Source organism: Micromonospora sp. NPDC049102, assembly GCF_043197485.1.
Taxonomy (GTDB): Bacteria; Actinomycetota; Actinomycetes; order Mycobacteriales; family Micromonosporaceae; genus Micromonospora.
The window spans coordinates 1-25,698 of the sequence record NZ_JBICTE010000051.1; the positions used below are offsets into that span (position 1 = coordinate 1).

The 25,698-nt window shown below is 70.8% G+C and carries 20 protein-coding genes and 1 pseudogene; 6 read left to right on the forward strand and 15 right to left on the reverse strand.

All coding sequences use genetic code 11. From position 1 onward, the window contains the following. Window positions 1-54: 54 nt before the first annotated feature. Complete coding sequence (locus ACGFH9_RS29900; protein WP_393225927.1) at window positions 55-543, reverse strand: hypothetical protein; 489 nt, start codon at window positions 541-543, stop codon at window positions 55-57. Between ACGFH9_RS29900 and ACGFH9_RS29905 the strand changes: the two genes are divergently transcribed. Then, window positions 542-853: a hypothetical protein gene (locus tag ACGFH9_RS29905; protein WP_393225930.1), complete on the forward strand. Its 312-nt coding sequence runs from the start codon at window positions 542-544 to the stop codon at window positions 851-853. The two genes, ACGFH9_RS29900 and ACGFH9_RS29905, sit on opposite strands and share 2 nt — an antisense overlap. A 225-nt stretch (window positions 854-1,078) precedes the next feature. Here ACGFH9_RS29905 and ACGFH9_RS29910 read toward each other — a convergent pair whose 3' ends face one another. Then, window positions 1,079-2,455, reverse strand: coding sequence for an NADP-dependent succinic semialdehyde dehydrogenase (locus tag ACGFH9_RS29910; protein WP_393225933.1), 1,377 nt, complete (start codon window positions 2,453-2,455; stop codon window positions 1,079-1,081). Between the two features lie 9 nt (window positions 2,456-2,464). After that, on the reverse strand, window positions 2,465-3,535 hold the full coding sequence (locus ACGFH9_RS29915; RefSeq protein ID WP_393225935.1) for an NAD(P)-dependent alcohol dehydrogenase: 1,071 nt from the start codon (window positions 3,533-3,535) through the stop codon (window positions 2,465-2,467). A gap of 608 nt (window positions 3,536-4,143) precedes the next feature. On the opposite strand from ACGFH9_RS29915, the gene ACGFH9_RS29920 reads away from it, so the two are divergent. Beyond that, window positions 4,144-5,424, forward strand: coding sequence for a squalene monooxygenase (locus ACGFH9_RS29920; protein ID WP_393225938.1), 1,281 nt, complete (start codon window positions 4,144-4,146; stop codon window positions 5,422-5,424). Between the two features lie 215 nt (window positions 5,425-5,639). Here ACGFH9_RS29920 and ACGFH9_RS29925 read toward each other — a convergent pair whose 3' ends face one another. The 7 genes from ACGFH9_RS29925 to ACGFH9_RS29955 are packed head-to-tail and all read right to left on the reverse strand — an operon-like array spanning window position 5,640 to window position 12,428. Continuing rightward, on the reverse strand, window positions 5,640-6,389 hold the full coding sequence (locus ACGFH9_RS29925) for a discoidin domain-containing protein (RefSeq protein WP_393225980.1): 750 nt from the start codon (window positions 6,387-6,389) through the stop codon (window positions 5,640-5,642). Window positions 6,390-6,399: 10 nt separating this feature from the next. Then, window positions 6,400-7,275, reverse strand: a complete 876-nt coding sequence (locus ACGFH9_RS29930) for a sugar phosphate isomerase/epimerase family protein (RefSeq protein WP_393225941.1) — start codon at window positions 7,273-7,275, stop codon at window positions 6,400-6,402. Continuing rightward, on the reverse strand, window positions 7,272-8,450 hold the full coding sequence (locus ACGFH9_RS29935) for a Gfo/Idh/MocA family protein (protein WP_393225944.1): 1,179 nt from the start codon (window positions 8,448-8,450) through the stop codon (window positions 7,272-7,274). The genes ACGFH9_RS29930 and ACGFH9_RS29935 overlap by 4 nt, the downstream gene beginning before the upstream one ends. After that, entirely contained in the window at window positions 8,447-9,280 is an 834-nt protein-coding gene (locus ACGFH9_RS29940; RefSeq protein WP_393225947.1) for a sugar phosphate isomerase/epimerase family protein, read from the reverse strand. The genes ACGFH9_RS29935 and ACGFH9_RS29940 overlap by 4 nt, the downstream gene beginning before the upstream one ends. Continuing rightward, on the reverse strand, window positions 9,277-10,131 hold the full coding sequence (locus ACGFH9_RS29945) for a carbohydrate ABC transporter permease (RefSeq protein WP_393225950.1): 855 nt from the start codon (window positions 10,129-10,131) through the stop codon (window positions 9,277-9,279). Before ACGFH9_RS29945 ends, ACGFH9_RS29940 begins: the two co-directional genes overlap by 4 nt. Then, a complete protein-coding gene (locus ACGFH9_RS29950) occupies window positions 10,128-11,105 on the reverse strand; it encodes a carbohydrate ABC transporter permease (RefSeq protein ID WP_393225953.1) in 978 nt (325 codons plus the stop codon). Before ACGFH9_RS29950 ends, ACGFH9_RS29945 begins: the two co-directional genes overlap by 4 nt. Then, a complete protein-coding gene (locus ACGFH9_RS29955) occupies window positions 11,106-12,428 on the reverse strand; it encodes an ABC transporter substrate-binding protein (protein WP_393225956.1) in 1,323 nt (440 codons plus the stop codon). It lies immediately after the preceding gene. Between the two features lie 221 nt (window positions 12,429-12,649). Here ACGFH9_RS29955 and ACGFH9_RS29960 point away from each other — a divergent pair, with 221 nt between their 5' ends. Continuing rightward, complete coding sequence (locus ACGFH9_RS29960) at window positions 12,650-13,636, forward strand: LacI family DNA-binding transcriptional regulator (RefSeq protein ID WP_393225959.1); 987 nt, start codon at window positions 12,650-12,652, stop codon at window positions 13,634-13,636. Between the two features lie 263 nt (window positions 13,637-13,899). Here the strand turns inward: ACGFH9_RS29960 and ACGFH9_RS29965 are convergent, their stop codons facing one another. Both ACGFH9_RS29965 and ACGFH9_RS29970 read right to left on the reverse strand, forming a co-directional pair. Continuing rightward, window positions 13,900-14,937 carry a fatty acid desaturase family protein gene (locus ACGFH9_RS29965; protein ID WP_393225962.1) on the reverse strand — a complete coding sequence of 346 codons (1,038 nt, stop codon included), beginning with the start codon at window positions 14,935-14,937 and terminating at the stop codon, window positions 13,900-13,902. A 1,697-nt stretch (window positions 14,938-16,634) separates the two neighbouring features. After that, window positions 16,635-19,250, reverse strand: coding sequence for a CHAT domain-containing protein (locus tag ACGFH9_RS29970; RefSeq protein ID WP_393225965.1), 2,616 nt, complete (start codon window positions 19,248-19,250; stop codon window positions 16,635-16,637). A gap of 179 nt (window positions 19,251-19,429) precedes the next feature. Here ACGFH9_RS29970 and ACGFH9_RS29975 point away from each other — a divergent pair, with 179 nt between their 5' ends. Genes ACGFH9_RS29975 through ACGFH9_RS29985 form a run of 3 tightly spaced genes read left to right on the forward strand, consistent with a single transcriptional unit; the run spans window position 19,430 to window position 21,868 of the window. Continuing rightward, complete coding sequence (locus ACGFH9_RS29975) at window positions 19,430-20,740, forward strand: S8 family serine peptidase (RefSeq protein ID WP_393225968.1); 1,311 nt, start codon at window positions 19,430-19,432, stop codon at window positions 20,738-20,740. Continuing rightward, window positions 20,737-21,432: an RNA polymerase sigma factor gene (locus ACGFH9_RS29980; RefSeq protein ID WP_393225971.1), complete on the forward strand. Its 696-nt coding sequence runs from the start codon at window positions 20,737-20,739 to the stop codon at window positions 21,430-21,432. Before ACGFH9_RS29975 ends, ACGFH9_RS29980 begins: the two co-directional genes overlap by 4 nt. Then, on the forward strand, window positions 21,407-21,868 hold the full coding sequence (locus ACGFH9_RS29985; protein ID WP_355249115.1) for a hypothetical protein: 462 nt from the start codon (window positions 21,407-21,409) through the stop codon (window positions 21,866-21,868). Before ACGFH9_RS29980 ends, ACGFH9_RS29985 begins: the two co-directional genes overlap by 26 nt. Window positions 21,869-21,982: 114 nt before the next feature. On the opposite strand, the gene ACGFH9_RS29990 is transcribed toward ACGFH9_RS29985, so the two are convergent. From ACGFH9_RS29990 to ACGFH9_RS30000, 3 genes and pseudogenes are all read right to left on the reverse strand, one after another. Then, on the reverse strand, window positions 21,983-23,011 hold the full coding sequence (locus ACGFH9_RS29990; protein ID WP_393225974.1) for a hypothetical protein: 1,029 nt from the start codon (window positions 23,009-23,011) through the stop codon (window positions 21,983-21,985). A gap of 733 nt (window positions 23,012-23,744) precedes the next feature. Continuing rightward, entirely contained in the window at window positions 23,745-23,915 is a 171-nt protein-coding gene (locus ACGFH9_RS29995; protein ID WP_393225977.1) for a hypothetical protein, read from the reverse strand. Between the two features lie 96 nt (window positions 23,916-24,011). Beyond that, window positions 24,012-25,025, reverse strand: a pseudogene (locus ACGFH9_RS30000) (IS701 family transposase); the annotation flags it as partial. Window positions 25,026-25,698: the final 673 nt, after the last annotated feature.

Below are 25,698 nucleotides of genomic sequence, written 5' to 3' on the forward strand. Positions count from 1 at the left end.
TGCTCCGCCGTCTCACCCGAGGCGAACCCGCCACCCGCCAACAACGCCGCACCTTCAACACACCCGACTGACAGCAATGTGAAACGCGCTCTCAGGCGGATCGATGTGGGTGCGGTCACCCTGGTAGGCGGTGGTGGTCTCCCAGCGGACGTCACCGGCGACGGAGAAGATTCCCTTGATGGGCCGGTCAGCGCCGTCGTAGATCGTGGTCGTTTGGCCGTTGACGGCGCCTTCGGCGGTTATGATCGGCGTGTCGCCGGCTGCGCCAACGGCGAGATAGGGATCGTTGTTCTTGTAGGCCTGGCCGGTGCCGTTGTAGTAGGTATCGGTCAGCAGCCACCCGCCGCCGGGTCCGGGCGCTTGGGTCTGGCGCAGTCGCAGTAGTCCGTCGAGCAGTTCATGACTGGCGCGGTAGCCGCCGTCGTTGGCCAGCCGCTCGGTAGTGACCACGGTGGTCTTGTCGTTGCGGATTCGGTAACCAAATTTGAGGTTTGGACTGGCACCTTGGTTCTTGTCGCGGTCGGGCAGCCATGCTGCTGTCATGCGGCCGAAGGACGCGCAGACCCGCGCGGACCTGGAGGACCTCGTACGCGACCTGCACCTGAACCGCGGTATCTCCACTGTCTTCGTGACGCACGACATCGACGAGTCCGTGTATCTGGGCCAGCGCGTGCTCGTCCTGTCGAACTCGCCGACCCGGGTGCAGGAAGACCTCGTGATCGACCTCCCGTCAGAGCGCGATCAGCTCACCACCCGGGCGCTGCCCCGGTTCACCGAGCTGCGGACCCACGTCTACGCGCAGATCCAGCGGGCCAAGCGTGCGCCGGTCTCGGCACCCCACCCGGCCCCGTGACGCGCCTCGCCGACCCCCCGGCAAGGCCCAAAGCCGCCGGCGCGCGACCGGGCTGCCCGGGGCCAGTGCGGTGGATGTTCGCCCGGCCGGAGATGGCCGTCTCCCGTCCGGCAGGCCCGTGGCGGGCCCGCCGGACGGGAGATCACCGAAGTTACGCGCGGCCGACCAGCGTGATCAACTGGTCTGCGGCCGAACCCGAGGAGGTTGGGTTCTGGCTGGTGACCATCAGCCCTTCCAGACCGTCTTCAGATTGCAGAACTCCCTGATCCCTGCGTAGGTGAGTTCCCGCCCGTACCCCGAGTTCTTGACACCGCCGAATGGCAACTCGGGGAAGGATTCGGTCATGCCGTTGAGGAAGACCATGCCGGCGTCCAGGTTGTGGACGAACCACTCCTGCTCCTCGGCATCGCCGGACCACACCGCCGAACTGAGGCCGAACGTGGTCTGGTTGGCGACCCGGGCGGCCTCCGCCCGATCGGCCACCCGGTACACCGACGCGACCGGGCCGAACGCCTCCTCGGAGACGATCCGCATGTCGTCGGTGAGACCGGCCAGTACGGTGGGCGGGTAGTACCAGCCGGGCCCGGGCGGCACGGAGCCGCCGACGAGCACCTCCGCGCCCTTGGCGACCGCGTCGTCGACCAGCTCGCCGAGGTCGTGGCGCCCCGCCTCGGTGGCCAGCGGGCCGACGTCCGTACCGTCGTCCATCGGATCGCCGACGACCAACTTGTCCATCTTGGCCACGAACTGGCGGACGAACTCGTCGTAGATGTCGTCGTGCACGATGAAACGCTTGGCCGCGACGCACGACTGACCGTTGTTCTGCACACGGGCCCGCACGGCGGTCGTCGAGGCCGCGTCCAGGTCGGCGGTCGGCATCACGATGAACGGGTCGGAGCCACCCAGCTCCAGCACCGTCCGCTTGAGATGCTGTCCCGCGATCGCGGCGACCGACCGGCCGGCCGGCTCCGACCCGGTCAGGGTGACCGCCCGGACCCGGTCGTCCGTGATGACCGGCTCGATGTCCTTCGAGGAGATCAGCAGGGTCCGGAAGGAACCGGACGGGAAGCCACCCTTCTCGAAGAGCGTATCGAGGTAGAGCGCGGCCTGGGGGACGTTGGAGGCGTGCTTGAGCAGCCCCGCGTTGCCCGCCATGAGCGCGGGCGCGGCGAAGCGCATCACCTGCCACAGGGGGAAGTTCCACGGCATCACGGCAAGTACCACGCCGAGCGGCTGCCAGACCGTCCAGGCCTGGCTGGCGTGCACGGCTCCCGGGTCGTCCAGCGGCTCGGAGGCGAGGAACTTCTCCGCGTTACGTGCGTAGAACCGCATGCCGTGCACGCATTTGTTGGCCTCGGCGACGGCCTGCGACAGTGGCTTGCCCATCTCGAGGGTGAGCATGCGGGCCACGTCCGAGATCTCGGACTCGAGCACGTCGGCCGCGGCGTTCATCCAGGTCGCCCGCTGCGCGAAGCTGGTGGAGCGCAGCGTTGCCGCCGCGTCGGCGGCCTGGGCGATCCGCCGCAGCACCTCCTCGCGCGGGTGCGCCTCGAAGGTCCGCACGGTCTCGCCGGTAGCTGGGTTGATGGTTGCGATCGGCATCGGGGTCCCCTAGTCGAAAACGACGACCTGGCGGCCGACCACGTCTCCGCGGCCCAGCGCCTCCAGGTTCTCGTTGATGTCGTCGAGCTTCACCGTGGTGATGGTGTGCTTGATCCGGCCGGCCGCACCGAGCGCGAGGACCTCGGTAAGGTCATTGTAATTACCCCAGAATGATCCGAAGTAGGACAGCTCGGTCCCGACGATCACATTCAACGGCACCTCGACCTTGGTGCCCATCAGGCCGACCGAGGCGACCGCGCCCTCTGGTTCGAGGATCGAGAAGTCGAGGGCGATCGACTCCTTGGCACCGGCGCAGTCCAGGATGGCGTCGACCGTCCGGCGACCGGTCGCCGCCTCGATCTCGTCCTGCACCTGCTCGGCCGTCTTGTCGCGGGTGTTGACGGTGTGGTCGGCCCCGTTTTCCCGGGCCACCGTGAGCTTGTCGTCGGTGCGGGAGAAGGCGACCACCGTCGCGCCAGCACCGAGCAGTTTGGCGTACTGGACGGCGTAACTGCCGAGCCCACCGATGCCGGCCACCACCACAGTCCGGCCCGGACCCAGCTTCCCGGCCGCCGCCAGCTTCTTGATCCCACGGTACGGAGTCAGGCCGGCGTCGGTCAGCGGTGCGAAGTTCTCCGGCTTCTGGTCACCGGGGTCCACCGTGATCAGGTGGCGGTACGGCACTGCGACGTACTCGGCGAAGCCGCCGGGCGGGCCGAACCCGGGCCACGAGCCGGTCCCACTGCAGAGCTGCTCGTTGCCCTCGTGGCACTGCCGGCAGGTGCCATCACCCCAACCCGGGTTGACCACGACCAGATCGCCGTCGGACAGCCCGGCCGATCTCGGCACGGCGGAACCCACCCCGGCCACGTGTCCGGCGATCTCGTGTCCCGGGATGGCCGGGAACTCCATCGGCGCGGCCATCTTGAAGTAACCATGGATGAGCTGGTAATCGCTGCGGCACATGCCCGTCGCGGCTACCTTCACCAGAACCTCGTCGGCACTGATGTCCGGCACCGGGACCTCTTCCAGTCGCCACGGTTCGTTGTAGCCGTACATTCGAGCCGCTCGCATCTTCATCTCGTCCTCCTAGCCTCTGGGATCGGTCCAGCCGGCCGATCGTATGACCGTATAGTGAACGAACAGTGGATAGGTTCCAACGCCAGTGAAGGGCTATGCGCTCGGATGAGAAGTGTCCGCAGGTCGGCGCTCGGAACGGCAGCGAGCCGCTCTGCCCCTTGCTCATGCGGTCGATCCGGGCGATGGCCGCGGACATCGACCTACGGTCCGACGCCACCGAGGCGGTCGACTCCACCCCGCTCCAGTGCGGCCGGTCGCTACCCAATGCCCGCCGCTCAGGACTAGCCGAGTGGGGCCAGCATCGCGATCGGCGTTACAGATCGTCAGATCCGCCGACCACTGACTTACCGGAGAATGGACCCCCGCCAGACAACACTGGACGAACGCTGAACGAGCCGATGAGCAACATCGGAAACAAACAGCAGGTGCCACACGCTCGCGGCCGGGTGGATCGCGGTGGCCGCCACTGGACAGAAACTGGACCAGCGCCGCACGGCGCGAACGATATTTCCTTCCCCGGTCACGAGCAGGCTAGCGTCGCCTTCGACAACAGCCGAGGACAGGAAACCCGGATTCGTATGGGCATATCAAGAAATGGTCGAGCAGTGGTGATCGGCGCCTCCCTGGCGGGGCTGCTGGCCGCGCGGGCGCTGCACGAGTCCTTCGAGGACGTCGTCGTGCTCGACCGCGACGTGCTGCCCGAACGACCGGAGCCACGACGCGGCGTGCCGCAGAGCGGCCACGTGCACGGCCTGCTCGCGCGTGGCCGGCAGGAGATGGACGACCTCTTCGACGGGTTCAGCACCGAGTTGGGGGCACTGGGTGCACCCCCCTTCGATGTGCAGGAGGACATGCGGTGGTGGCTGGGGGGCCGACCGCTCGCCGAGGGCCCGTCCGGCATGATCGTGCTGGCCGCGAGCCGTCCCCTCATCGAATTCGTGATCCGGCGCCGGGTTCAGGGGCTACCCAACGTGGTGGTGCGGCCAGGCCACGCGGTCGACGACCTGCTCTACACGGCCGAGCATGACCGGATCACCGGAGTGACGGCGACCGTCGGAGGTGAGCGGGTCGTCTTCGACGACGTCGATCTGGTGGTCGACGCCAGTGGGCGTGGCTCGCGCAGCCGGCACCTGCTGACCGCTCTCGGTTACCCGCAGGTCGAGGAGGAGCGCATCGAGGTACCGACGGTGTACGTGACCCGCCGCTACCGCCGCGACCCGCGACAGCTCGACGGCCGGGCCGGCGCCTCGGTCAACGCCTACCCGGGCAACCTGCACGGCGGTTTCGTCCTCGCCCAGGAAAACGACACCTGGATCGTCAGCATCAGTGACCGCTTCGGCGAAGCGCCGCCGACCGACGACGAGGGCATGCTGGCGTTCGCCGAGACGCTCGACAGCCCGGACGTCGCCACGGTCATGCGCAGCGCGGAACCCCTCGGCGCTCCGGTGAAGATGCGCTACCCGGCCAGCACCAGGCTGCGCTACGACCGCACCGCTCGATTTCCGACGGGTTATGTGGTCACCGGCGACGCGATGTGCTCGTTCAACCCGATCTACGGCCAGGGCATGACGGTGGCCGCTCTGGAGGCGGCCATCCTGCGCCGGCTCCTCAAGGAGGGTACCGACGGGTTGGCCGACCGGTTCTTCGCCGAAACCGCGGCCCTCATCGACGTACCGTGGTCGGCGGTCGCCGCCAACGACCTGAGCCTTCCCAAGGCGATCGGTGACCGGTCCATGCTCGACCGGGAGCGTGGGGCCTACCTGGCCCGACTGCGCACGGCCGCCACCGAAGACCCGGTGCTGGCCACCGCGTTCCTTCGCGTCACCCACCTCATGGATCCACCGGCGGCGCTCTTCGCACCGGAGGTTGCGGCTCGCGTCCCGGCCTGACCGGCCACCCAGGGGCCGCCGAGATCACCGGACGCATCAGCCGCGCGTAGCTGCTCCGCAGTAGGATCAATGCCGACTCGTGGCGAACACGCTATGGGTGATGGGGACGCGCCCGTCACTCACTTCGACCGTCAGCTCGGACTCCAGATGATCGTGAGGGGCACGGCGAGGATCGGCCACCAGCGCCAACATGCCCGCCACCAAGAACAAATGCGCTAACAGCTCGGCGAGACCCGTTCCGAGCTGTTAGCCGACGTTCCTCGGTGAATGATGTCTCCTCGGCTCACCGCAGCGGTACACGTTGCCACACGGGGACGCAGGGCCGCACCAAGACGTAGCTGCACAACGAGGCCCGGCAGCGTGGCGTCAGGGGCCGCTCGCCGATGTCGAGGGAAGCTGGAGAAGGTGCCGCCGAGCGTCGGCGTGGCCGGGATCGACACGACGGGTGCCGGCGCGGCCCCTTCCGTGGCCGGCCCGGTGGCACAGCTGGCCGCCGACCCGAGGGCGAGCAGCAGCCCGGCGGGCGGGGCGGACAGCCTCGCCGGCCCGGTGCCGGGCCGGCGAGAAGGTACGACCGTCACGGCGTCCCGCCGAGTATGGCGACAAGCGCCACGGCGAGCACAGCGGTACGCAGCCGCCCGCGAGCCGGTGTCGGAAATGCTGCCAGGGACATGAGGACTTCTTCGGACGTACCGACCGGCGCCGGTCACGTCGATGGTCTCCTTGAAGCCCTTCCCGGTGGTGGTCGAGTAGACGGTGGTCCAGGTGGACGCGTTCGGCGAGACCTGGATCTGGTACGACCTGGCGTACGCGGGATCCCACTGCAGCACGACCTGGGTCACGGTGGCGGTGGCGCCGAGGTCGACGTAGATCCAACCGGGTCGACCCAGCCGTTGGTGGGACTCGTCGCCCAGCGGCTCGCCGGGTCGTAGTCGAACGCCTTGTCCGGCGTGCAGCCGAAGCACGCGCGTCAATTCACGGAGTTAGAGGCTCGCACTTGTCCGCGCGTACCGATAGATCCAACTCCCGAAGGTAGGCCAGGTTGTCCCGGGTCCGCTGAGCCAGCGGCACGGCGGTGGAGAAGTCCTCGACCGTCACCCACCCGTCGTAGCCGACCCGGCGCAGCGCGCCGAGATAGGCCGCCAGGTCGGCCTGCCCCTCCCGCAACGGCACCCACTCGGCCGACCAGCGCGGTCCCCCGTCGTCCCGGGTGCCGCTCACCCGCCACGCGGCGTTCTTCACATGCACGTGCGCCAGGTACGGGCCGAGCATCTGAAAACCGGCCAGCGGATCCTCGAAACCCTCGATGGTCAGATTGCCGATGTCGTGGATGACCCCGGCATGCGCCGGCGACAGGCCGTCGAGCAGCCGCATCGCCGCCGACGCCGAGGCGACGATGGTGCCGTGGTGCAGCTCGACCAGCGCGATCACCCCGTGCTCCGCCGCCCGACCGGCGATCCACGCCAGGTCCCGGCGGGCACCGGCCATCAACTCCCGATAGTCGCCACTGCCCAGTTGCGGCATGGTCACCCGGACCCGTTCCGCGCCCAGCGCGGCGGCCGCAGCCAACACCCGCTCGACGTTGCCGTGGTCGGCCGCCGGCACGTACGCCCCGAGCCCGGACAGCGCCAACCCGGCCTCGCGGGTGATCGCGGCGATCCGGGTCAGCTCACCCTCCAGCCCGGTCAACGGAATGGTCGCCCGGTTACCGGCCCAGAACCCGGGCGGTCGGGCCGGTTCCTGGTCGGTGACCCGCCACTCGACACCGTCCCAGCCCTGCGCCGCCAACTGCCCGACCGCCTCCTCCGGCGTCCAGTCCGGCGTGGACGCCGTGAACACCGACCACCTCATCGCGCCACCCCCGCCCGCAGGACGGACGACACCGTGGCCGCGGAGCCCTCGACGGCGGCGAGCGCGTCGTCGAAGTCACCGGCGAGCACCGCCGGCACCGACACCGGCCGACGCAGGTGCGCCGAGAGGTAGACCGCCTTGACCACGGCGACATCGAGCAGCGCCTCGACCGCCGTGACCCCCGGCCGCCGGCCGCCGAGGATCGCCTCGACCGTGTCGTGGTACTGCCGCAGGTGTCCGTTCACGAAGGCGTCGTCGGGCTTGGTCGCCCCCCGCAGGTGTGACGGTGGCACGGCGTCGCTGGACCGGTCGGGCCCGTCGGCGTACGCGGACGGGTCCGGGCCGTCGGCGGTGTGCAGGTATTCCAACTGGTCGTCGTGGACCACCGCGGACCCCTGCGAGCCGTGCACCTGCAACCGCACGCCGAGGCCCGGGTACGCCGCGGTGGTGGCGTGCAGCACGGCGAGCGCCCCGTCGGCGAACCGGATCGCCGCCACGGCGACGTCCTCCACCTCGACCCGTTCGTGGGCGAGGACGCCGGTGTAGGCGAACACCTCCTCGGGCCGGCCGAACAGCCACAGCAGCAGGTCCACCGTGTGCACGCCCTGGTTCATGGTGGCGCCGCCGCCGTCCTGTTCCCAGGTGCCGCGCCAGCCCGCCGAGTCGTAGTACCGCTGGCCCCGCCACCACGGCACGCTGGCCACCGCCGAGGTGAGCCGCCCCAGGTCGCCGGCGCGCACTCGGGCGGCGACCGCGACGCTCGCCGGGTCGAACCGGTGCTGGCAGACCACCGCGCAGACCTGACCGGCCGCCTCGGCGTCCGTGGCGGCCCGGGCGATCCGGCGGGCTGCCGGCAGGGAGGCATCGAGGGGCTTCTCGACGAGCACGTGCACGCCGGCCGCGAGGGCCTCCTCGGCGAGGTCGGCGTGCGTACCGCTGGGCGTGCAGACCACCACCAGGTCCGCCGCCTCGGCCGCGAGGGCCTCGCCCAACGAGGCGTACCGGGCCGGCGGCGGGCCGCCCTGCTCGCCGATCCACCCGGCGAGCCGGTCGTTGGCCTGCGGGTCCGGGTCGGCGAGCGCGGTGAGGCGCAGTCCGGGGTGCCGCAGGATCGCCCCGGCGTGGGTGCGGGCGATGACCCCGCTGCCCGTGATCACGACGTTGAGAACGGTCATCGAAGATGCACTCCTATCGAGGCGGTGAGGTTCACGAACGCGCGCGCCGCCCGGCCGAACTCGGCAGGGCCGGAGAATCCGCCGAGGTCGTGCTGGCTGGCGAGGTGCGGTTCGAGGGAGGCGAAGCCGGCATAGCCGTCGTCGCGCAACGCGGTGAGCGTCCGCAGCAGCTGACCGTCGCCGTGGCCGGCGGGCACGACCTCGGCGGTGGCTGCGATAGCGTCCTTGACCTGCAGGTACTCCAAATGCGGGCGCAGCAGCGCGTACCCGTCGTCGTAGGGCCGCACCCCGACCTGCACGAAGTTCGCGTTGTCCCAGGCGACGCGCAGCGCGGGCGAGTCGACCGACTCGACGAGGTCGGCGATCCGCCGCGGCACATCACCGTAGATGTCTTTCTCGTTCTCGTGCAGCAGCACGACGCCGGAGTCCTCGGCGAGGGCTGCGAAGGCCCGCATCCGCGCCAGCACCGCCGCGCGGACCTCGGCCGGGGCGACCCCGGTCGGGCGGTAGAAGGAGAAGATCCGAACGTACCGGCTGCCCAGCCGGTGCGCGGCCGCCACGGCTGCGCGCAGCCGGTGGAGCTCACCGCCGTCCTCGGTGGTCACGTCGACCTTCCCGACGGGCGACGCGACCGCCGAGACCGCCATGCCGCGTGCGTCGACCGCCTCCGCCAGGGCGTCCAGTTGGGCGTCGCCGAGCTCCACCACGTTGGTGCCCCACGCGCTGCGCACCTCGATGTGCCGGGCGCCGAGGGCACTGAGCACCGCGAGCTGCACCGCCGGGTCGGGATCGATCTCGTCGCCGAAGCCGGACAGCGTCCACGCCGTCACTTCACACCTCCCGCGGTCAGCCCACTGACGATGTACCGCTGGAAGGCGAGGTAGAGGGTGACCACCGGGGTCGCGCAGACGAGGGCGGCGGCCATCATCTGCCCGTACGGCGGGATCGCCCCGCCCTCCTGCGACGCGCCGAAGACCTGCAGCACGACCGCCGCGGTGCGAGTGTCCACATCGGTCATGACCGAGGCGAACAGCACGTCGTTCCAGCCGAGCAGGAACGCGAAGATCGCCGCGACGACCAGGCCCGGCCAGCTCAGCGGGATGACGACACGCAGCAGGATCTGCCAGCTCCCGGCACCGTCCACGCGGGCGGCCTCGATCAGCTCGCCGGGCAGCTCACGCAGGTAGGTCACCATGATCCAGGTGGAGAACGGCAGCCCGAACGTGAGGTAGGTGACGACCAGCGACCACCGGGTGCCGATCGTCGGCACACCGAGGCTGCTGCCGATAGTCGCGAAGAGCACGAAGACCGGCAGGAGCAGCAGCGTGCCGGGGATCGACTGCATGCCCAGCAGCGCGCGCAGCACGGTGCGCCGGCCCCGGAACCGGTGCCGGACCAGGACGTACGCCGAGAAGACCGCGACCGCCGCGCAGGTCACCGCCACCGTGCCGGCGACGAGCAGGCTGTTCGCGAGCCCCCGGCCGAGCGGAACGGTCGACCAGATCCGGACGTAGTTGCCGACGTTGATCCGCTCCGGCCAGAGCTCACCGGCGGCCACGGCCAGGTCGGTGTTGACCGAGGCGAGGAAGACGTAGCCGACCGGCGCGCCGACGATGGTCAGCAGGACCACCGTCAGGCCGATCTGCAGTGGTCGGGGCAGCAGGCGATGCACCGAGTTCATGCGGCGGCCTCCGGCGGGTCGAGTTTGACGGTGCGTAGATAGACCAGCAGCGGGACCAGGATCAGCGCCAGCGAGATCACAGCCATCGCCGCGCTCAACCCGAACCGCAGGTTCTGGAAGCTCTCCACGTACGTCAGCACCGGCAGCACCTCCACGTCGTGCGGGCTCGGGACGCCGAACAGCACGAACGGCAGGGTGAAGCTGTTCACCATGTGCAGCAGGGAAATGATCGCGGCGAGCGCGACCGGCGGGCGCAGCAGCGGGAGGATGACGTGGCGCAGCTTCGCCCACCACTGCGCGCCGTCGAGCGCGGCGGCTTCGTGCAGGCTGTCGTCGATGCTCTGCAGGCCAGCCAGGGCGAGCAGGTAGACCAGCGGCCAGCCCGACCAGGCCTGCACGACGATCAGGGCAAGGTAGCTCTTCGGCCCGTTCAGCCACAGGCCGCCGGCGATGCCCAGGCTCGCCAGGCCCTGGTTGGCGACCCCGTCGGGTTGCAGGATGATCCGCCAGATGGTGCCGACGACGAAGGCGGGCAGCACGTACGGGATGAGGTAGAGGGACCGGATCAGCGACCGCCCGCGGAACGGCAGGTGGGTGGTCAGCGCGGCGGCGACCCCCAGTGGCAACGCGAGCAGCGTCGCGATCACCGCCGCGGAGCCGCTGACCCAGATGGCGTGCGGCAGGCTGGTGCGGCTCACCGCCTCCACGTAGTTGCCGGCGCCGACGAAGGGTGCAGACAGCCACTGCCGGAAGGTGTACTGGTCGAGGTCGAGCAGCGACATCACCAGCGCCACGACGAACGGCACGACGATGACGGTCAGGGTGAGCAGGGCGCCGGGGGCGAGTAGCCACACCGCGGCACCGCCGGCGGTCGAGCCGCGACGGCGGCGCGGCGGGGACGGGCGGGCCACCCCGACCCGGTGCGCTTCGCCGGTGCCCGGAGCGTCCGCCGTCGCTCGGTCGGTGACCGTCATCTACTTCGCCTTGTCCAGCGCGGCCTGCGCCTCGGACTGGGCCCGGGTGAGCAGGTCGTTGAGGGACGCGTCGTCGACCTTGCCGGCGGCGAGATTCGGCACCGACTGGACGACCACGTTGACCAGCGCAAGCTGCACCTTGCTCCACCCGCCGTGGAACGGTGTGCTGTGCGATTTCGACGCGGAGTCCACGATGGCCGCGAGTGCCGGGTCGGCGACCAGCCGGTTCGCCAGCTCCGCGTTCGTCGGCAACTCGCCGAAGGTCCGGTAGTAGATTTCCTGTGACTCGGCGGTGGTCAGCATGTTGACCAGGCGCAGCGCCAGGTCCTGGTTCTTGCTGTACTTGGCGATCACCAGGTTGTCACCGGAGAGGATGCTGGTGGCGCCGACGCCGCCTGACGCCAGGCTGGTGGCGCCCGGCGGGACGGTCGGCATGATTGCGTAGCCGTACTTGCCGGCGACCGCGGACTTGTCCAGCGTGACCTTCGAGGTCGCCGAGACCATCGGCAGAAAGGCGGCCTTGCCGGCGCCGAACGCGGCGATGGCCTGCGCGTTCTTCCAGCCGGTCGCCGCCGGGTCGACGACCTTGTCGGTGGCGAGCCAGCCGAGGTACGTCTGGTAGGCCTTGACCGTGACCGGATCGGTCAGCCGCGCCTTGCCGTCGGCGACCAGCGGGTTGCCGGCCTGGATGCTCATCGCCCAGATGAACTTCCACGGGTCGAAGCCGTCGCCGTAGGCCACGGCCAGTCCGTACCTGCCGGCCCCGGTCAGCTGTCTGGCCTGCTGCCGCAGGCCGTCCCAGGTGCTGGCCGGCTTGTCGATGCCCGCCGCGGCCAGCAGTTCCTTGTTGTACGCCATGACGAACGGACGACTGGCGAAGGGGATGCCGACCTCGTGCGCGGCGTCCGGGCCGGAGATGCCGAGGGTGGCCGGCAGGAACCGGTCCCGGCCGCCGACCTTCGTCCACTGGTCGGCCGTGAGGTCGACGAAGGCGCCGGTGGAGTATGCCGTCGGGGTGAAGGTGGTGCCGAGGGCATAGACGTCCGGCCCCTGCCCGGAGAGCATCGATGTCTGGATCTTGGTGAGTTCGTCGGTGGGGCTGGCGAAGGTCTCGAACGTGACCTTCGCCCCGGCCTGCTGCTGGAACTTCGCCGAGACGTCGGCGAACCACTGCTTCTGCTCCTCGGGATAGATCGAGTTCGCCCCGATGAGCACGTTGAGCGTCCCGCCACCCTCGGCGGAGCTACCGGGATCGCAGGCGGTGACGGGTATGGCGACCATGACGGCCAGGGCCGCCGCGAGAAGCCCACGGGTGGCGTTCATCTCTGCTCCTTGGGTGGTGGCTGTCCGGAGAAGATTGGTGTGGAAAACACATAGCCAGACGCCCGGGAATTCCCCCGGCTCGATGAGACGTGCGAGGGAACGTAACAACCACGGAAACCAGATGGCAATCGGTTGCCATTAATTGCCATCGATGCTCTGCTGATTGCATGAACTCCGAAGGCGCGTCCTCCCCCCGTCCGGCCTCACGCCGGGAGGACCGCGTGACCATCGCCGACATCGCTGCCCTCACCGGCGTTGCCGCCTCCACCGTGTCCCGGGCGCTGAGCCGGCCCGACCGGGTCAACCGGGTCACCCGGGAACGCATCCAGGCCGCCGCCCGCGAGCTGAACTACGTACCCAACACCCAGGCGCGAGCGCTGTCGTCCGGGCGTACCGAAACGGTCGCCCTGCTCGTCTCGGACGCGACGAATCCGTTCTTCTTCGGACTGATCCGCGGCGCGCAGCAACAACTGCGCGCCGCCGGCCACGCCCTGCTGCTGATCGACACCGAGGACTCGGCCGAACTGGAGAACCACCTGCTGCACAAGGTGCGCCGGTCGATCGACGGGGTGATCCTCGCCGCCTCCCGCCTTCCCGAGCAGACCCTCTCCGTCATTGCCGCCGAACTGCCGGTCGTCACCGTCAACCGCAACGTCCCCCGGGTGCGCAGCGTCGTCATCGACAGCCCGGACGGGGTGAGGCAAGCCGTCGAGCACCTGGTCTCGCTGGACCACCGGTCAATCGCATACGTCGCCGGACCGTCGTCCTCCTGGGCCGACCAGGCCCGGTGGCGGGCGATGCGGACCGCGATGGCCCGACACGGCCTCACCGCGGCCCGCGTCGGACCGTTCGGCGGGTCCCGCAGCTCCGGGTCGGTCGCCGCGGACGCGCTGCTGAACACCGGCGCCACCGCCGGCGTCACCTTCAACGACCTGCTGGCGATCGGCATCCTGCGGCGGCTGGCCGAACGCGGCGTCGATGTCCCCGGCGAGATCAGTGTGGTGGGCTGCGACGACATCTTCGGTGCCGACTTTTGCAGCCCCCCGCTGACCACCCTGACCGCGCCGATCGAACAGGCCGGCCGGGTGGCGGTGTCGATGCTGCTGGACCACCTTGAGCACCTGGGGGAAACGGCGTCCCGTCAGACCGTGCTGCTGCCCACGCACCTGACCATCCGGCAGTCCAGCGGTCCGGCCCCGCGCCGGTGACCACTCGCCGGGCCGCCTCTTCCTGGCCGACGCTTCGCCAATTCCGCCTCGCCGGCCTCGTTCGGGGCGGGTAGCCGCTTGCGGCATTCCGGGTCAGGGGTCCCGGTGTGCACCGCACACGGCGAGGCCTCGCAAGGCACGCCCTGCCTCGGTCGGCGGGGCCGGCGCGACGCTGGCGATCGGCGCTCCGGCCCCCTCCGCACCGCACCCGCCGTCCCAGTTCGGTGGCGATGATCGGTCACCAGGACGGGCGCGGAGCAGACTCAGCCGTCGCCTCGGTGGGTCGCTCCGGTCCCGATCGCCCGCAGGTGGGCCAGCCCTTGCGCCCAGGACTGGATCAGAGTGGTCTCGTGGTAGGCGATGCCATGTTCTGCGCAGAACTGGCGGATCAGTGGCTGGGCGTGGCGCAGGTTGGGTCGGGGCATGCTGGGGAAAAGGTGATGTTCGATCTGGTAGTTGAGCCCGCCGAGGAGCGCGTCGAGGAGTCGGCCACCGCGCACATTGCGGGAGGTGAGAACCTGTCGGCGTAGGTAGTCGAGGTCGTCGGCCTCGGTGAGGATGGGCATTCCCTTGTGGTTGGGCGCGAAGGAACTGCCCAGGTAGAGACCGAACAGGGCCTGGTTGACCAGGACGAACACGATCGCCTGCGGAACGCTCAGAACCAGGAACACGGCCCCGAGGTACGCGGCGAAGTGCAGGACGAGCAGGCCGGCCTCCACCGGTCGGTGCCGCAGCCCAGGACGGCTGATGATCGCCCGGACGCTGGCGCCGTGCAGGTGCACACCCTCGGCCATCAGCAGAGGGAAGAACAGCGCCGCCTGGTGCCGGACGAAGAGCGCCCCCAGGCCACGCTGCGTCGCGGCCTGGCCCGGGGTGAACGACAGCGGAGCCACCATGAGATCAGGGTCGCGGCCCTCAGTGTTCGGATGGGCGTGGTGGCGGTTGTGCTTGTCGACCCACCACCCGTAACTGATCCCGGTCAGCAGGTTCGCACAGACGAGGCCGAGCACCTCGTTGGCCCGACGGGACCGGAAGATCTGCCGGTGCCCGGCGTCGTGACCGACGAAGGCCAGCTGCCCGAGGAACATCGCCACGGCGGCTGCGACAGCCGTCTGCCACCACGACGGTCCGAGCCGAACGAACACCACTCCCAGGACCCCGAGACAACCCAGCACAAACGCGATCCGCGTCGCGTAGCGCCAGGGCCTGCGGTCGAGGAGACCCGCGCCCCGGACCAGGCGGGACAGCTCTGCGTACGCACTGCCACGGTCACTGCGGGCGCCAAGATCCGCGTTACTCACTCTCGCCCTCCTGTAGGACGGCCAGTTCAGGTCAGGGGTCTGCCAACAGCCGCGAGGGGGCAGGCACGCGACCCCTTCGCGATGCGACGGACATCGAGGTTCCCAGTCTTCCTCACCGCCGCCTCTCGCAGAAGGAAACGGCAGCACACGGCAACCACGGCGTACGCACCGGTCACTCTCATGCAAGTCCGCCGATCAGATGCCCGACCTCCGCCAGCTAGTTCGACAATCAGGACTACGAGGGCACGTCGGATTCAAGGGGTTGTCATGGCGCGAAAGAGGAAGTCCATCACACGGCAAACGCTCATCCTTGCCTTCGCGGCTGGGGCGGTGACCGGAGCGGCGAGCCCTGCATCTGCTGCGGATCACTGAAATCGACGACCGGGTCCAGCGAGACGAACCGACCCGTGGCCGCGTCGTACTCCCGGGCGCCGAGGTGCGTCAGCCCGGTCGACGAATCGATCGTGCCCCCGACGAGGTCCGCAAGCTGGTCGCACGCCAGATGCCACCGGGCGCGCCACGAGCAGCGGCCCCCATGAGTGCAGACCCGCGCCGCTCCCCTACTGGGGTGTTGGTGAAAACCGAGACACCAGGGGCCAATTAGTTGATCTTCGTGGGGGCCGGGTGGCCGGCGGGGGTTGAGCTGGTGTCCCGGCAGGGGATCGCTCACCGGGCATCGGTCGAGATGGTCGGCGTGGTCGCTCCACCGGCTTTGCAGGGGCGGGGCAGGCGACTGCTGGTGATCCACTGCGTGGGTCGGGTGCCTGCGCCATACCAGCCCAAGGCTTTGTCGACGCCCGGGATGACCGCGGGCCCGTTACCCCCGACACCGGGGGGCAACGGGCTCACCTGGGAGCTGGTCTTCCCGAGACAAACGGCGACGGCCGTAAGGTTTTGAGCCGTGGTTCCCCGGTTGGAGCCTCGTACCGCCCAGCCGTTGCCCGACGCGAACGAGTCAGTGAGGAGGATGTCGAACCCGGATGTCTGTCCGCCTCCTCCGGTGATGATCGTGCCAGCGGGGCAGGTGGCGAAGGAGATATTGTTCGCGCCCGCCAAGACTGTTACGGGAGTCCCTGTCGTTTGAGACAGTGCAGTCATCCCGGACGGCTTCTTACTCACGGCGGGACTGGTGTCAGCCGCGTTCGCCCCGCTCAGAGGAACGATCAGCAGAAGACTGCTGACCGATAGTGCCGCTGCGCTGCTGATGAACAACCTCTTCTTCTGCACGCCTGGTTCTCCCCATCGATTGCTGAGCACGCGAGACATTCGACCGGACGGTCCGCAGCAGACTACTAACAGTGAGTGATCACTGGCATCGATGTATGTAAATCTCCAGATTGATCAAAGTTCGACACGTGACCCCGGCCGGCAACAACGACGTGACAGGTCTCGATTTTCCGCCCACTCACCGACTTGGGCACCAGGGCCGGATCCGGCGCCAGCAACAGATCCACCCCGCGGATCTTGCCGGTGACGCATTCGCGGGTGAGGCCGTAGGACGGCTCGCGCGGTCTGCCGCTGAGTGTTGCGTAGAACGAGTTCTGGCACATCACAGGTCGGGGTCCGGGTGCCCGGCGCCATCGTGCCCGGCGCCATCGTGCCCGGCGCCGGCCCGCTGCGCCTGCCCGCACCGCGCACCGCCGCGCCCACCGCGCTGCGGCTGATCATGGCCGGCTGAGCGACCGCTCCCGCTCCGGTCAGCCAGCCCCGAAGCAGACGAACGCCGCCGCGGTGGCCCGGGCGGGACCGTCGCCCGCCGCACCGAACGCCCACTGCGCGTCGGCGAGGGCTCGCGCCGGGCCGGCTCCCGCCCGCATCCGCGCGTGCAGGTCCAGCATCAGTGCCGTGGTGGGCTCGGCCGGCACGGGCAACACGGTCGCGATCAGGCACCGGGTGCCGAGCGCCAGGAGCACCGCGGTGAACCCCATGACCTCGTCGCCGGGGCGTAGCCCGGTCAGGCCGGAGTCACAGGCGGAGAGCACCACGCAGCCGGGCGGCCGGGCGACCGCCTCCCACTCGTGGGCGAACAGCGGCCCGTCGGCCAGTTCCAGGGTGGAGAACTGCGGGTTGTCCGCGCGGAACGTGCCGTGGGCGGCGATGTGCACCAGCCCCGCCCCGTCCAACGCGGCGGTCAACGCCGCGGCGGTGGCGTCGGGCCCGGTGAGCCGCCGCGCCCCGGGCAGGACCTGGGCGAGCCGGCATACCTCGGTGTGCCCGGCCGGCAGGCGCGGGCCGGCGGCCAGGACCGGCGGCCCGGCCGGCAGCTCCCGCCGATCCGCCCCGAGCCAGGCGGTGGCCGAGGGGGCGACGGTCACCGGACGCCCCGCGCAGGTGGGCAGCGCCGACCAGGGCACCGCGTGCAGCGCCCCGACCGGGACGATCACCAGCGCCCGGTCGGCCAGCCACCGCCGCAGCGGGGCGAACAGCAGCCGGTCCAGGGCCGTCGCCGCGTCGCCGGCCCCCGCCCGCGCGGCGGCCGCGTCGCCGGTGGTGAGCAGCCGACGCAGGGCGAACCGGTGCCGGCGGGCCAGGTCCGCCGCGGCGGCGAGCGGGCCTAGGTCGTGCAGGCTGGCCCGGCCGTCGCGGACCAGCACCGCCCGGATCCGGTCGCCATGGGCCACCAGCTCGACCAGCACCCGGGAGCCGAGCCGCGCGGCCAGCGCGCCCACCCCGGGCGGGGCCAGCACGGGGCCTCCACCGGGCACCCGACGGGCCAGGTCCCGGATGCGCTGCTCCAGCCGGGCCTGCCGGCCGCGCAGGGCGGTTGCCGGGCGGCCGGCCAGCACCTCGTCTTCGAGCAGGCCGCTGACCAGTCGGAGCTCAGCGAGCGCCGCCACCAGGTCGGGGTCGGCCGGAGGCCGGGCCGGCCGGGCCCGCAGCGCATTGGCCCGCCACCGCTCCGCCCACGCCAGGACCCGCGCCGGCGCGCCCGCCCGGACCGCGATGTCGAGGCCCTCGGCCGCCAATTCCTGACCGTACGCTCCACTGTGGGCACGCAGCTCCGTGGCGCCGAGCGACATGCGGTGCCGGTCGAGCACGGCCAGCCCGCGGCGCAGCGCCCGGGCGGCCCCGGGTTCGTCCCCGTCGAGCCGGCGCGACAGGGCCAGGGCGTACCAGCCCTGTGCTCGCCGGTCGGCGGTGCCGCGACGGCGGGCCCGGGCGGCCACCGCCAGCAGGTTCCGGGCCCGGCCTGGCCGCCCCAGCGCGGCGGCCACCAGGCCGGCCTCGATCCGGGTGGTCAGCGCCGGACCCGGCCACCCGGTGGCGTCGAGCTGGTCGGCGGTACGCGCCATGGCGGTGAACAGGGGTGCCGAGCGGGTGCCCCGACGGTACTCGGCGCGCAGCTCGACGTGCCGGGCGAAGACGGCCCAGGTGCGCCGGCCCTGGCGACGGAACCGGGCCCGGGCCGCGGCGGCGGCCTCGGTCGCGGTGTCCAGGTCCGCGGCGAGCAGCGCCGCACGGGCCCGGGCCAGCAGCGCCTCGGCGAGGTCGGAGGCCATGCCCCGGCGCCGCAGTTCCCGGACGGCCGCCGTCGCGACCACCACCGCCTCGTCGACCAGCGGCACCGACAGCAGCAGCTCAACGCGGTCCAGCAGCAGCGCCGGCCGGGGTACGGCGAGCCGCCGGTACTCCTCGTCGACCGTGGCGAAGCAGCGCAGCGCGCCGGCGATGTCGCCGCGCTGGCCGGCCGCGATGCCGCAGTTCCAACGGGCGTCGGCCGCCGCGAGGTCCAGGCCCAGCCGTTGGAAGGCGGCTGCCGCGCGGGACAGGTCGTCGTCGGTGCCGCCGGCGGCGCCCCGGTGGGCGTTGAGCAGCCCCCGGTTGTTGCGTGCCCGCGCCTCCAGCAACAGATCACCCTCGCGCAGGGCGATGTCGACGGCCAGGCCGTAGTCGCGTACCGCCTCGTCGTAGCGACCTCGGTAGTGCAGCACCACGCCCCGCTGCATCCGGGCCCGCCCCGCGTCGGCGCCGACGAGCTGCGGCAGCGCGGCGGTCACCGCGCGCAGCGCCGCAGCGGTGTGGCCGGCGTTGGCCAACACGTAGCCCAGGCTCATCCGTGCCAACGCCCGGGTCCGGGGCGTGCCGGCGGCCCGGACCGCGCGGCGCAGGTGGCGCAGGGCGCCGGGCAGGTCGTTGAGCTCTCGCAGGGCCAGACCGACGGCCCGCTCGGCGGTGGAGCGCTCGTCGGCCCCGGCCGTGGGCCCGGCGGCCAGCACCCGCTGGGCGATTGCGATCGCCTCGCGCGGGTAGCGCTGGACGGCGTCCAGCGCCGCCTGGGCCGTGCCGGCACCGGAACCGGTGCTGTCGGGCATGCCCCACAGAGTCCCCGAACTGATGCCCATCCGTCAATGTCTGTGTGGGCCTGTCGGGAATCTGCACCCACCATTAACGCCATTGACACGCAACTATGCTTTGGAAGAATTGACGACACCCGGGAAACGCGGCCACACCGGCCAGTGGCGGGCGCTTCTGCCGACCGCATGGAGGACCCGTGTCGCCTGACCATCCCGCCGCGCCGCGCCCGGCCGGCCAACTGTCCCGACGGCGACTGCTGGCCGCGTCCGCGCTGGCCGCCGCAGCGTCGTTCGCCGCCGGGTCCCGTGCGGCCCCGGCCCGCGCCGACGGCGCGGACGACGACGCCTACCAGCGCGCCTTCAACGAGGCGCTGGCTGCCGACAAGAGCGTCCGCCGGCACACCACACCGGGCCGGGAATTCCTCTACCGGCCACGGCAGCTGCTCGCCGCCGACGCCGACGCCCAGCGGGTCACCGCCTGGCTGCGTGCCCGCGGCCACGTGGTGGCCGTGGGCGACGGCTTCGCCGAGGTCACCCGGCTGCTCTTCGACCGGGAGACCGACGTTCCCGCGCTCGTGACCAAGCTGCGCGACCCCCAACAGTGGCCGGGGCGGCCGGTGCCGAAAGTGCAGCCGCACCACGTGCTGCTGGGCTGCGGCAACATCATGGGCAACCCGGGCAACCCGCCCACGACGGTCGCCGCGTTGCCGCCGCCGGACCCGGCCCGGCTGGGTGAGGGCGCCGGGGTGACCGTCGGGATCTGCGACACCGGCATTTGGCGGCAGGCAGGCGGCTACCACCCCCAGTGGCTCGGCGGGGCGTACCTGCCGGAGGTCGACGACGAGGACCCGCTCTACGTGCACACCGACGTACTCGCCCTGCAGGGCGGGCACGGCACCTTCATCGCCGGGGTGGTTCGGCAGGCCGCGCCGGGGGCCCGGGTCGACCCGGAGCAGGCGTTGACCGCCACCGGCCTCGGCGACGAGGCGTCGGTGGTGGCCGCGATGGCCCGGCTGGCGCCGGCGGTGTCCGTGGTCAACCTGTCCCTGGGCGGATTCACCCAGGACGACAAGCCGTCGCTGCCCCTGGCCAACGCCGTGGCCGCGCTACCCGCGACGAACGCCGTGGTCGCAGCGGCGGGCAACGCCGGCACCAGCCGGCCGATCTGGCCCGCCGCGCTGGGCCAGGTCGTCGCGGTGGCGGCGGTCAGCCAGGGTTCCGGTGGCGTGGTGCCAGCCACCTACAGCGGGTACGGGCCGTGGATCGACGTCTGCGCGGTCGGCGAGCGCCACAGCACGTACGTCGAGGGGCAGTTGCCGCTGCCGGGCCTGCCGACCCGGGTGTTCCATGGCTTCGCCACCTGGGCCGGTACCTCGTTCGCCACGGCGCACGTCTCCGGTCGGCTCGCCGCCCTGATGACCGCCGGCGGCCTGAGCGCCGACGCGGCCCGGCTGGCGCTGCTCGCGGCGCCGCGCTGGCACCCCGACTACGGCGTACTCGTCGGATGAGCGAGCGGGCCGCGAGCAGCGGGGCAGGGCCGCACCAGCCAGCGGACGGCGTCGCCGTGACCGACCCGAGCGCAACCGACCTGGTGACCGCCGCGGCGGGCGGGGACGAGTCGGCGTGGGTGGAGCTGGTCCACCGGTACACCCCGCTCGTCTACTCGGTGATCCGGTCGTACGACCTGAGCCGTGCCGACGCCGCCGATGTCAACCAGACCGTCTGGCTGCGCCTCGTCGAGCAGTTGAACCAGGTACGCGACCCGCAGGCCCTCGCCTCGTGGCTGGCGACCACGGCCCGGCGCGAGTGCTACCGGCTGTCCCGCCTCAGCCGCCGCACCCAGCTCTTCGACCCGTACGACGACGCGCTGGACGCGTACCATGGCTTCTCCCGCACGGCGGACGTGGCGGCCCCCGACGAGGAGCTGCTGCGCGCGGAGCGGCGGCAGGCACTGCGGGAGGGCTTCGCGCAGCTGCCGCCGCGCTGCCAGAAGCTCCTAGCCCTGTTGACCGCCGACCCGCCGGCCAGCTACCGGGAGATCGCCGAACGGCTGAGCGTGCCGGTCGGCAGCATCGGGCCGACCCAGGCCAGATGCCTGCGTCGGCTGCGGGACTGCCCGGCGCTCGCCCCGTTTCTCGGAACGGCCGCAACCCGGACGACCGGAGGTGAACGCGATGGAGCCGTTGCCGCCGGCCGATGACGCCGCCCTGACCGCCGAGCTGGGTGCGGCGCTGCGGGAGGCCGGATCGGTCCCTGAGGAGCTCCTGACCGCCGCGCGGGCGGCGTTCGCCTGGCGAAACGTCGACGCGGAGGTGGCGCTCGCCGAGCTGACGTTCGACTCGGCGTGCGACGCGGCACCCGCCCTGACCCGGTCGGCCGGGTCGACGCGGACGCTGTCGTTCCGCAGTGCCGCGGTGACGCTGGAGATCGAGGTGACCGACGCCGGCATCGTCGGTCAACTCGCCCCGCCCCGAGGGGGGCGGGTGTCCGCGCAGACCGCCTCGGGCACGTACGCGGAAGCGCCGGTCGACGCGGTGGGCTTCTTCTCGCTGGGCGCTCCCCCGCCCGGCCCGGTCCGGCTGCGCGCCCACACCGACGGCTACGCGGTGGCCACCACCTGGGTTTCGCTGCGCTGACCCCCCGTCCACCCGGGACGGCGGTGCACCCGGGACGCCCAGAGCGTCCCGGCGAGCGCGCGGCGACGGGGGTCGCGGGCTGCCCAGGCCCACGACCCCCGCTGGTGGCCGGGGCTACTGCTTCCCGACGCTGATCAGGTACTCCACACCACCGAGGTCGGTCCGCTCCGCACCGCTCGTGTCCGGACCGAACTGGGTCACATCGAGCGCGAACTCCTTGTCCGAGGCGACCGCAGCCGCGAAGGCGAGGGAGAACTCGACCCGCTCACCCGGTTCCAGCAACAGGTTGCCGAGACTGGCCTTTGCCGGTTCGACGATCTCCAGCTGGTTCTTGCCGACCTCGCGTACGCCGGTGCCGACCTTGCCGCCGGCCTGCCACCGCTCGAACAGGGTCGGCCCGAGGTCGACGACGACCCGGCCGCCCACGCCCTGGATCGGCTCCCCCGGCTGCGTGAAGACCAGGTCGTTCTTGGTCGGCACCCGGAGCGAGTTGCCGATGGCGAACGGCCGCACGACCGGCGTCCCGCCCGCGACGAGCCGCACCGAGTCGACGTTGCGCCAGGCGATGTTGTTGTTGTTGCGGGTGTTGGTACTGATGTCCGGACCCTCGAAGGTCATCGGATCGGTGGACGACACCCACCTGGCCAGCAGGCAGAAGTGGCCCGGTCCGGGCACCCCGGTCCACGGGATCGTCACGGTCGTGGTGCCGGCGAAGACGGTCACGTTCATCGCGCCGATCTGGGTCCAGTGCGTCGGCCAGACGGCACCGCCACCCGGCGTCGTCCGGTAAACCCGCAGCACACCGCTGCCGGTGCCGGTGCCGTACGGGCCGGGGTTACGCAGCTTGATGAAGATGTAGTTGGTGACGCCGACGATCGGGTTCTGGCTGACGGCACACTCGACGGCGGTCGGGCAGACCTTGATGTCGGGGCTGGCCCACAGCGGGTTGAACGAGTGGGGTTGGACGCCGACATCGGCGGTGACGTCCCGGATGTAGACGTCGGTGCGGGCCGCCGCGGCCTTGTCCTGCCGCGCCTCGACCGGCGCGGCGGCGGCCGTGGTGACCGCCATCAGTGCGGCCAGCGCCGTGCCACTAAGCACGGCCAGCGCCGAGCGGCGGGCGCGTCTTCCTACGTTGCCCATGACAGGCTTCTCCCATCGTCGAGGGACCGCCGACCCGCGTTGTCTCCTACCGGGCCGACGCGATGACGTTGTTCAGGAGCGCGACGCGGCGCGGTTGATACGCCCGGCGGAACCCGTCACCGTCAGATGGAGCGAGGAACGACTAATTAAACGGATATCGATATTTGCCCCGGCCCGCCCGATGCTGTCGCAGGGTGTCAGTACGCTTCGCCGGCACGTCGACGTGGATGACGATGGCCAAGATCAGCGCAGAACTGCTGGCCATCCTCCGGGCCCGCCCCACACGCACCGAGAGGCTGTTCAACGGGCTCGACGACCCCGCCCCGCTGGCCCGATTAAACCGGAACGCGACGCCTTCGGCAGCGACTACCGGGCACCGCGATCGCCGAGGCCATCCAGGCGGAGCACCCACAGTTCGCCGAGGAGCGATCCTGGTTCTCCCGCGCGGTCCACGGCACCGACGACGCCCGAGACATCGAACTCGGGTACGGTCCGGCGTTCGTCCTCGACCCGGCGGAGGTCGCCCGGCTCGCCGCCGGCCAGACCGACGACGCCGGGCCCGCTGCCGACGACTTGACACAGAGAGGTGCCGTTAGATCCACACTCCCCTACACGCGCCGACGCGGTCGCGATCTATCCCAACATGATGACCAGCCAGAACAATGCTGGGCAGACCGACGGGTCACGCAACAGGCGGGCGGTGCCTAGCTAGTACGGCAGCCGCCAATCGTGATCATGGCTGCAGTTCGAGGTTGAGGCGGCGGGTGTGATGGGCTCGTTTGGCTCGGGCTTGGTGTCGGCGTCGCCAGTTCGACCAGCGCAAACGGTGGACGATGCTGCGGGTCGGGCGGATCAGTAGGACGTTGATCAGGCGGCGGATCTCGTTGACTGTCAGCTCGATCATGTCGGGCTGAACGTGGCGGTCTGTGGTGCGGGCGTCCGCGGCGCAGATCGCGAGGACGGCGAGCGCGGCCAGGGCCAGGGTGGTGAACCGGTGTCAGGACGTCCAGTGGCGGACTTGGTGCTGGTCAAGACCGACCTGGCCCTTTGCGGCCTGGAACGATTCCTCCACGATCCAGCGGTCTCCCGCTACCCGCACGAGCTGGGCGAGGGCGGCCGGCCTGGTTGTCCAGCAGCGGTAGAAGGCCAGCTCACCGCTGGTGTTGTTGCGGCGGATCAGCAGACTGTGCCGGCCGTCGCCGTCCGGGTCACAGTCGGCGCCGACGTCGGCGAGCCAGGCCCAGTCGTAGAACCGTGGCCCTTTCGACCCGTCACCGGCACTGCGCCGGGTCCACGCGGTGGCGGGCAGGTCGGCGGCCAAGCAGTCAGCGCGGCAGCGGGCCTTACCACCGTCGATCGGCACGAGATGGTCGCGGGAGACCGCCAGGACGTAACCGAGGCCGAGTTCGCGCAGCCGGGTCCTCAGGTGGGCGTTGTTGCCGTAGGCCTCGTCCGCGGCGACCCATCTGGCCGGGACCAAGGACCGAACAGCGGCGGTGATCATGTCGTCGGCCAGCTCGGACCGGGTGGCGAACCCGATGGTGTCCGGCACGCCGGCCTGCTCACAACGCTGGTGGTCGTCGGTCCATGACTTCGGCAGGTAGACCCGCCGGTCGATCAGGGTGTGCCCGTGTCGGCTCGCGTAGGCCAGGAACACCCCGACCTGGGCGTTCTCGATCCGGCCGGCGGTTCCGGTGTATTGGCGCTGGACACCGACGGTATGCACGCCCTTCTTCAGATCCCCGGTCTCGTCGACCACGAGGACCGCGTCGGGGTCACCGAACCGGTCGACGACGACCTGCCGCACGTCGTCCCGTACCGCGTCGGCGTCCCACTTCGCCCGGTAGAGCAACCGCTGCATCGCATCCGGGCGAGCATGCCCGGCTTGCTCGGCCAACTGCCAGCACGTCTTGATCTGAAGGTCGGCGAGCAAGCCGCTGACGAAGCCGGCGGCTGCTCGCCGAGGCTCGACCCGAGCGAACCGGCCTGCGAACGAGCTGGTCACCAGGTCGATGGTCCGTCGCCATCGGGCAGGCTCTACGCTGTGGCTCTCGGCCACCGCACGGTCGGATGATGTGTCCACAACGCACAGACGATCATGCGGTGGCCGTCCTCGTTCCTACGGGACCCGTGACAGTCTGGGCATGACGCCGGTGATCGTCCGAAACCCGCCGACCAAGCGGCTTCGCCGTCCACTCAGGCCGCCGAGCCGTGGGCGCAACCTGGTCTGGACACCATCTCTCGCCGCCTGCTCCGCGACCAAGAAGGGCACTCCGCCGCGCTATCTCGGATGACACCCTTCAGCTCCATCAGAGCATGATCGAAAACCTCCGAGCCACCGGGGGAACCTCACTATGGCGGTCAGGCCGGCGGCGGGTACGCCGCAGAGGAGTTCAATCCCAAGTGTGAAGCCCTGCCAGCTGCATCCTAGCGGGGCTTCATACTTGGGACGAGGAGTGCTGACCTGAATCAGCCCGGGTTGGCAGATCCAGCATCGAGGCCAGCCGACTGTTGCCGGCTCCAATGGTCGGCCGAAGACAACATCGGTCCGACTACAGCACGAGCACCACTAACCTCGGTCTTTCATGAGTGATTGATCTTGGTGTTGTGGGTGCGGCTGGCGGTGTTTCTGCCGGTAGGCATGGTTTGGGCCCGACGCGTGGCCGGGTTCCTCGAAGCTGTTGCTG

Coding starts and splice junctions, on each gene's coding strand:
- ACGFH9_RS29905 (WP_393225930.1), top strand. CDS start 542: ATGCGGCCGAAGGACGCGCAGACCCGCGCGGACCTGGAGGACCTCGTA.
- ACGFH9_RS29900 (WP_393225927.1), bottom strand. CDS start 543: ATGACAGCAGCATGGCTGCCCGACCGCGACAAGAACCAAGGTGCCAGT.
- ACGFH9_RS29910 (WP_393225933.1), bottom strand. CDS start 2,455: ATGCCGATCGCAACCATCAACCCAGCTACCGGCGAGACCGTGCGGACC.
- ACGFH9_RS29915 (WP_393225935.1), bottom strand. CDS start 3,535: ATGAAGATGCGAGCGGCTCGAATGTACGGCTACAACGAACCGTGGCGA.
- ACGFH9_RS29930 (WP_393225941.1), bottom strand. CDS start 7,275: ATGAGGTGGTCGGTGTTCACGGCGTCCACGCCGGACTGGACGCCGGAG.
- ACGFH9_RS29935 (WP_393225944.1), bottom strand. CDS start 8,450: ATGACCGTTCTCAACGTCGTGATCACGGGCAGCGGGGTCATCGCCCGC.
- ACGFH9_RS29945 (WP_393225950.1), bottom strand. CDS start 10,131: ATGAACTCGGTGCATCGCCTGCTGCCCCGACCACTGCAGATCGGCCTG.
- ACGFH9_RS29950 (WP_393225953.1), bottom strand. CDS start 11,105: ATGACGGTCACCGACCGAGCGACGGCGGACGCTCCGGGCACCGGCGAA.
- ACGFH9_RS29955 (WP_393225956.1), bottom strand. CDS start 12,428: ATGAACGCCACCCGTGGGCTTCTCGCGGCGGCCCTGGCCGTCATGGTC.
- ACGFH9_RS29970 (WP_393225965.1), bottom strand. CDS start 19,250: ATGCCCGACAGCACCGGTTCCGGTGCCGGCACGGCCCAGGCGGCGCTG.
- ACGFH9_RS29980 (WP_393225971.1), top strand. CDS start 20,737: ATGAGCGAGCGGGCCGCGAGCAGCGGGGCAGGGCCGCACCAGCCAGCG.
- ACGFH9_RS29985 (WP_355249115.1), top strand. CDS start 21,407: ATGGAGCCGTTGCCGCCGGCCGATGACGCCGCCCTGACCGCCGAGCTG.
- ACGFH9_RS29990 (WP_393225974.1), bottom strand. CDS start 23,011: ATGGGCAACGTAGGAAGACGCGCCCGCCGCTCGGCGCTGGCCGTGCTT.
- ACGFH9_RS29995 (WP_393225977.1), bottom strand. CDS start 23,915: ATGATCGAGCTGACAGTCAACGAGATCCGCCGCCTGATCAACGTCCTA.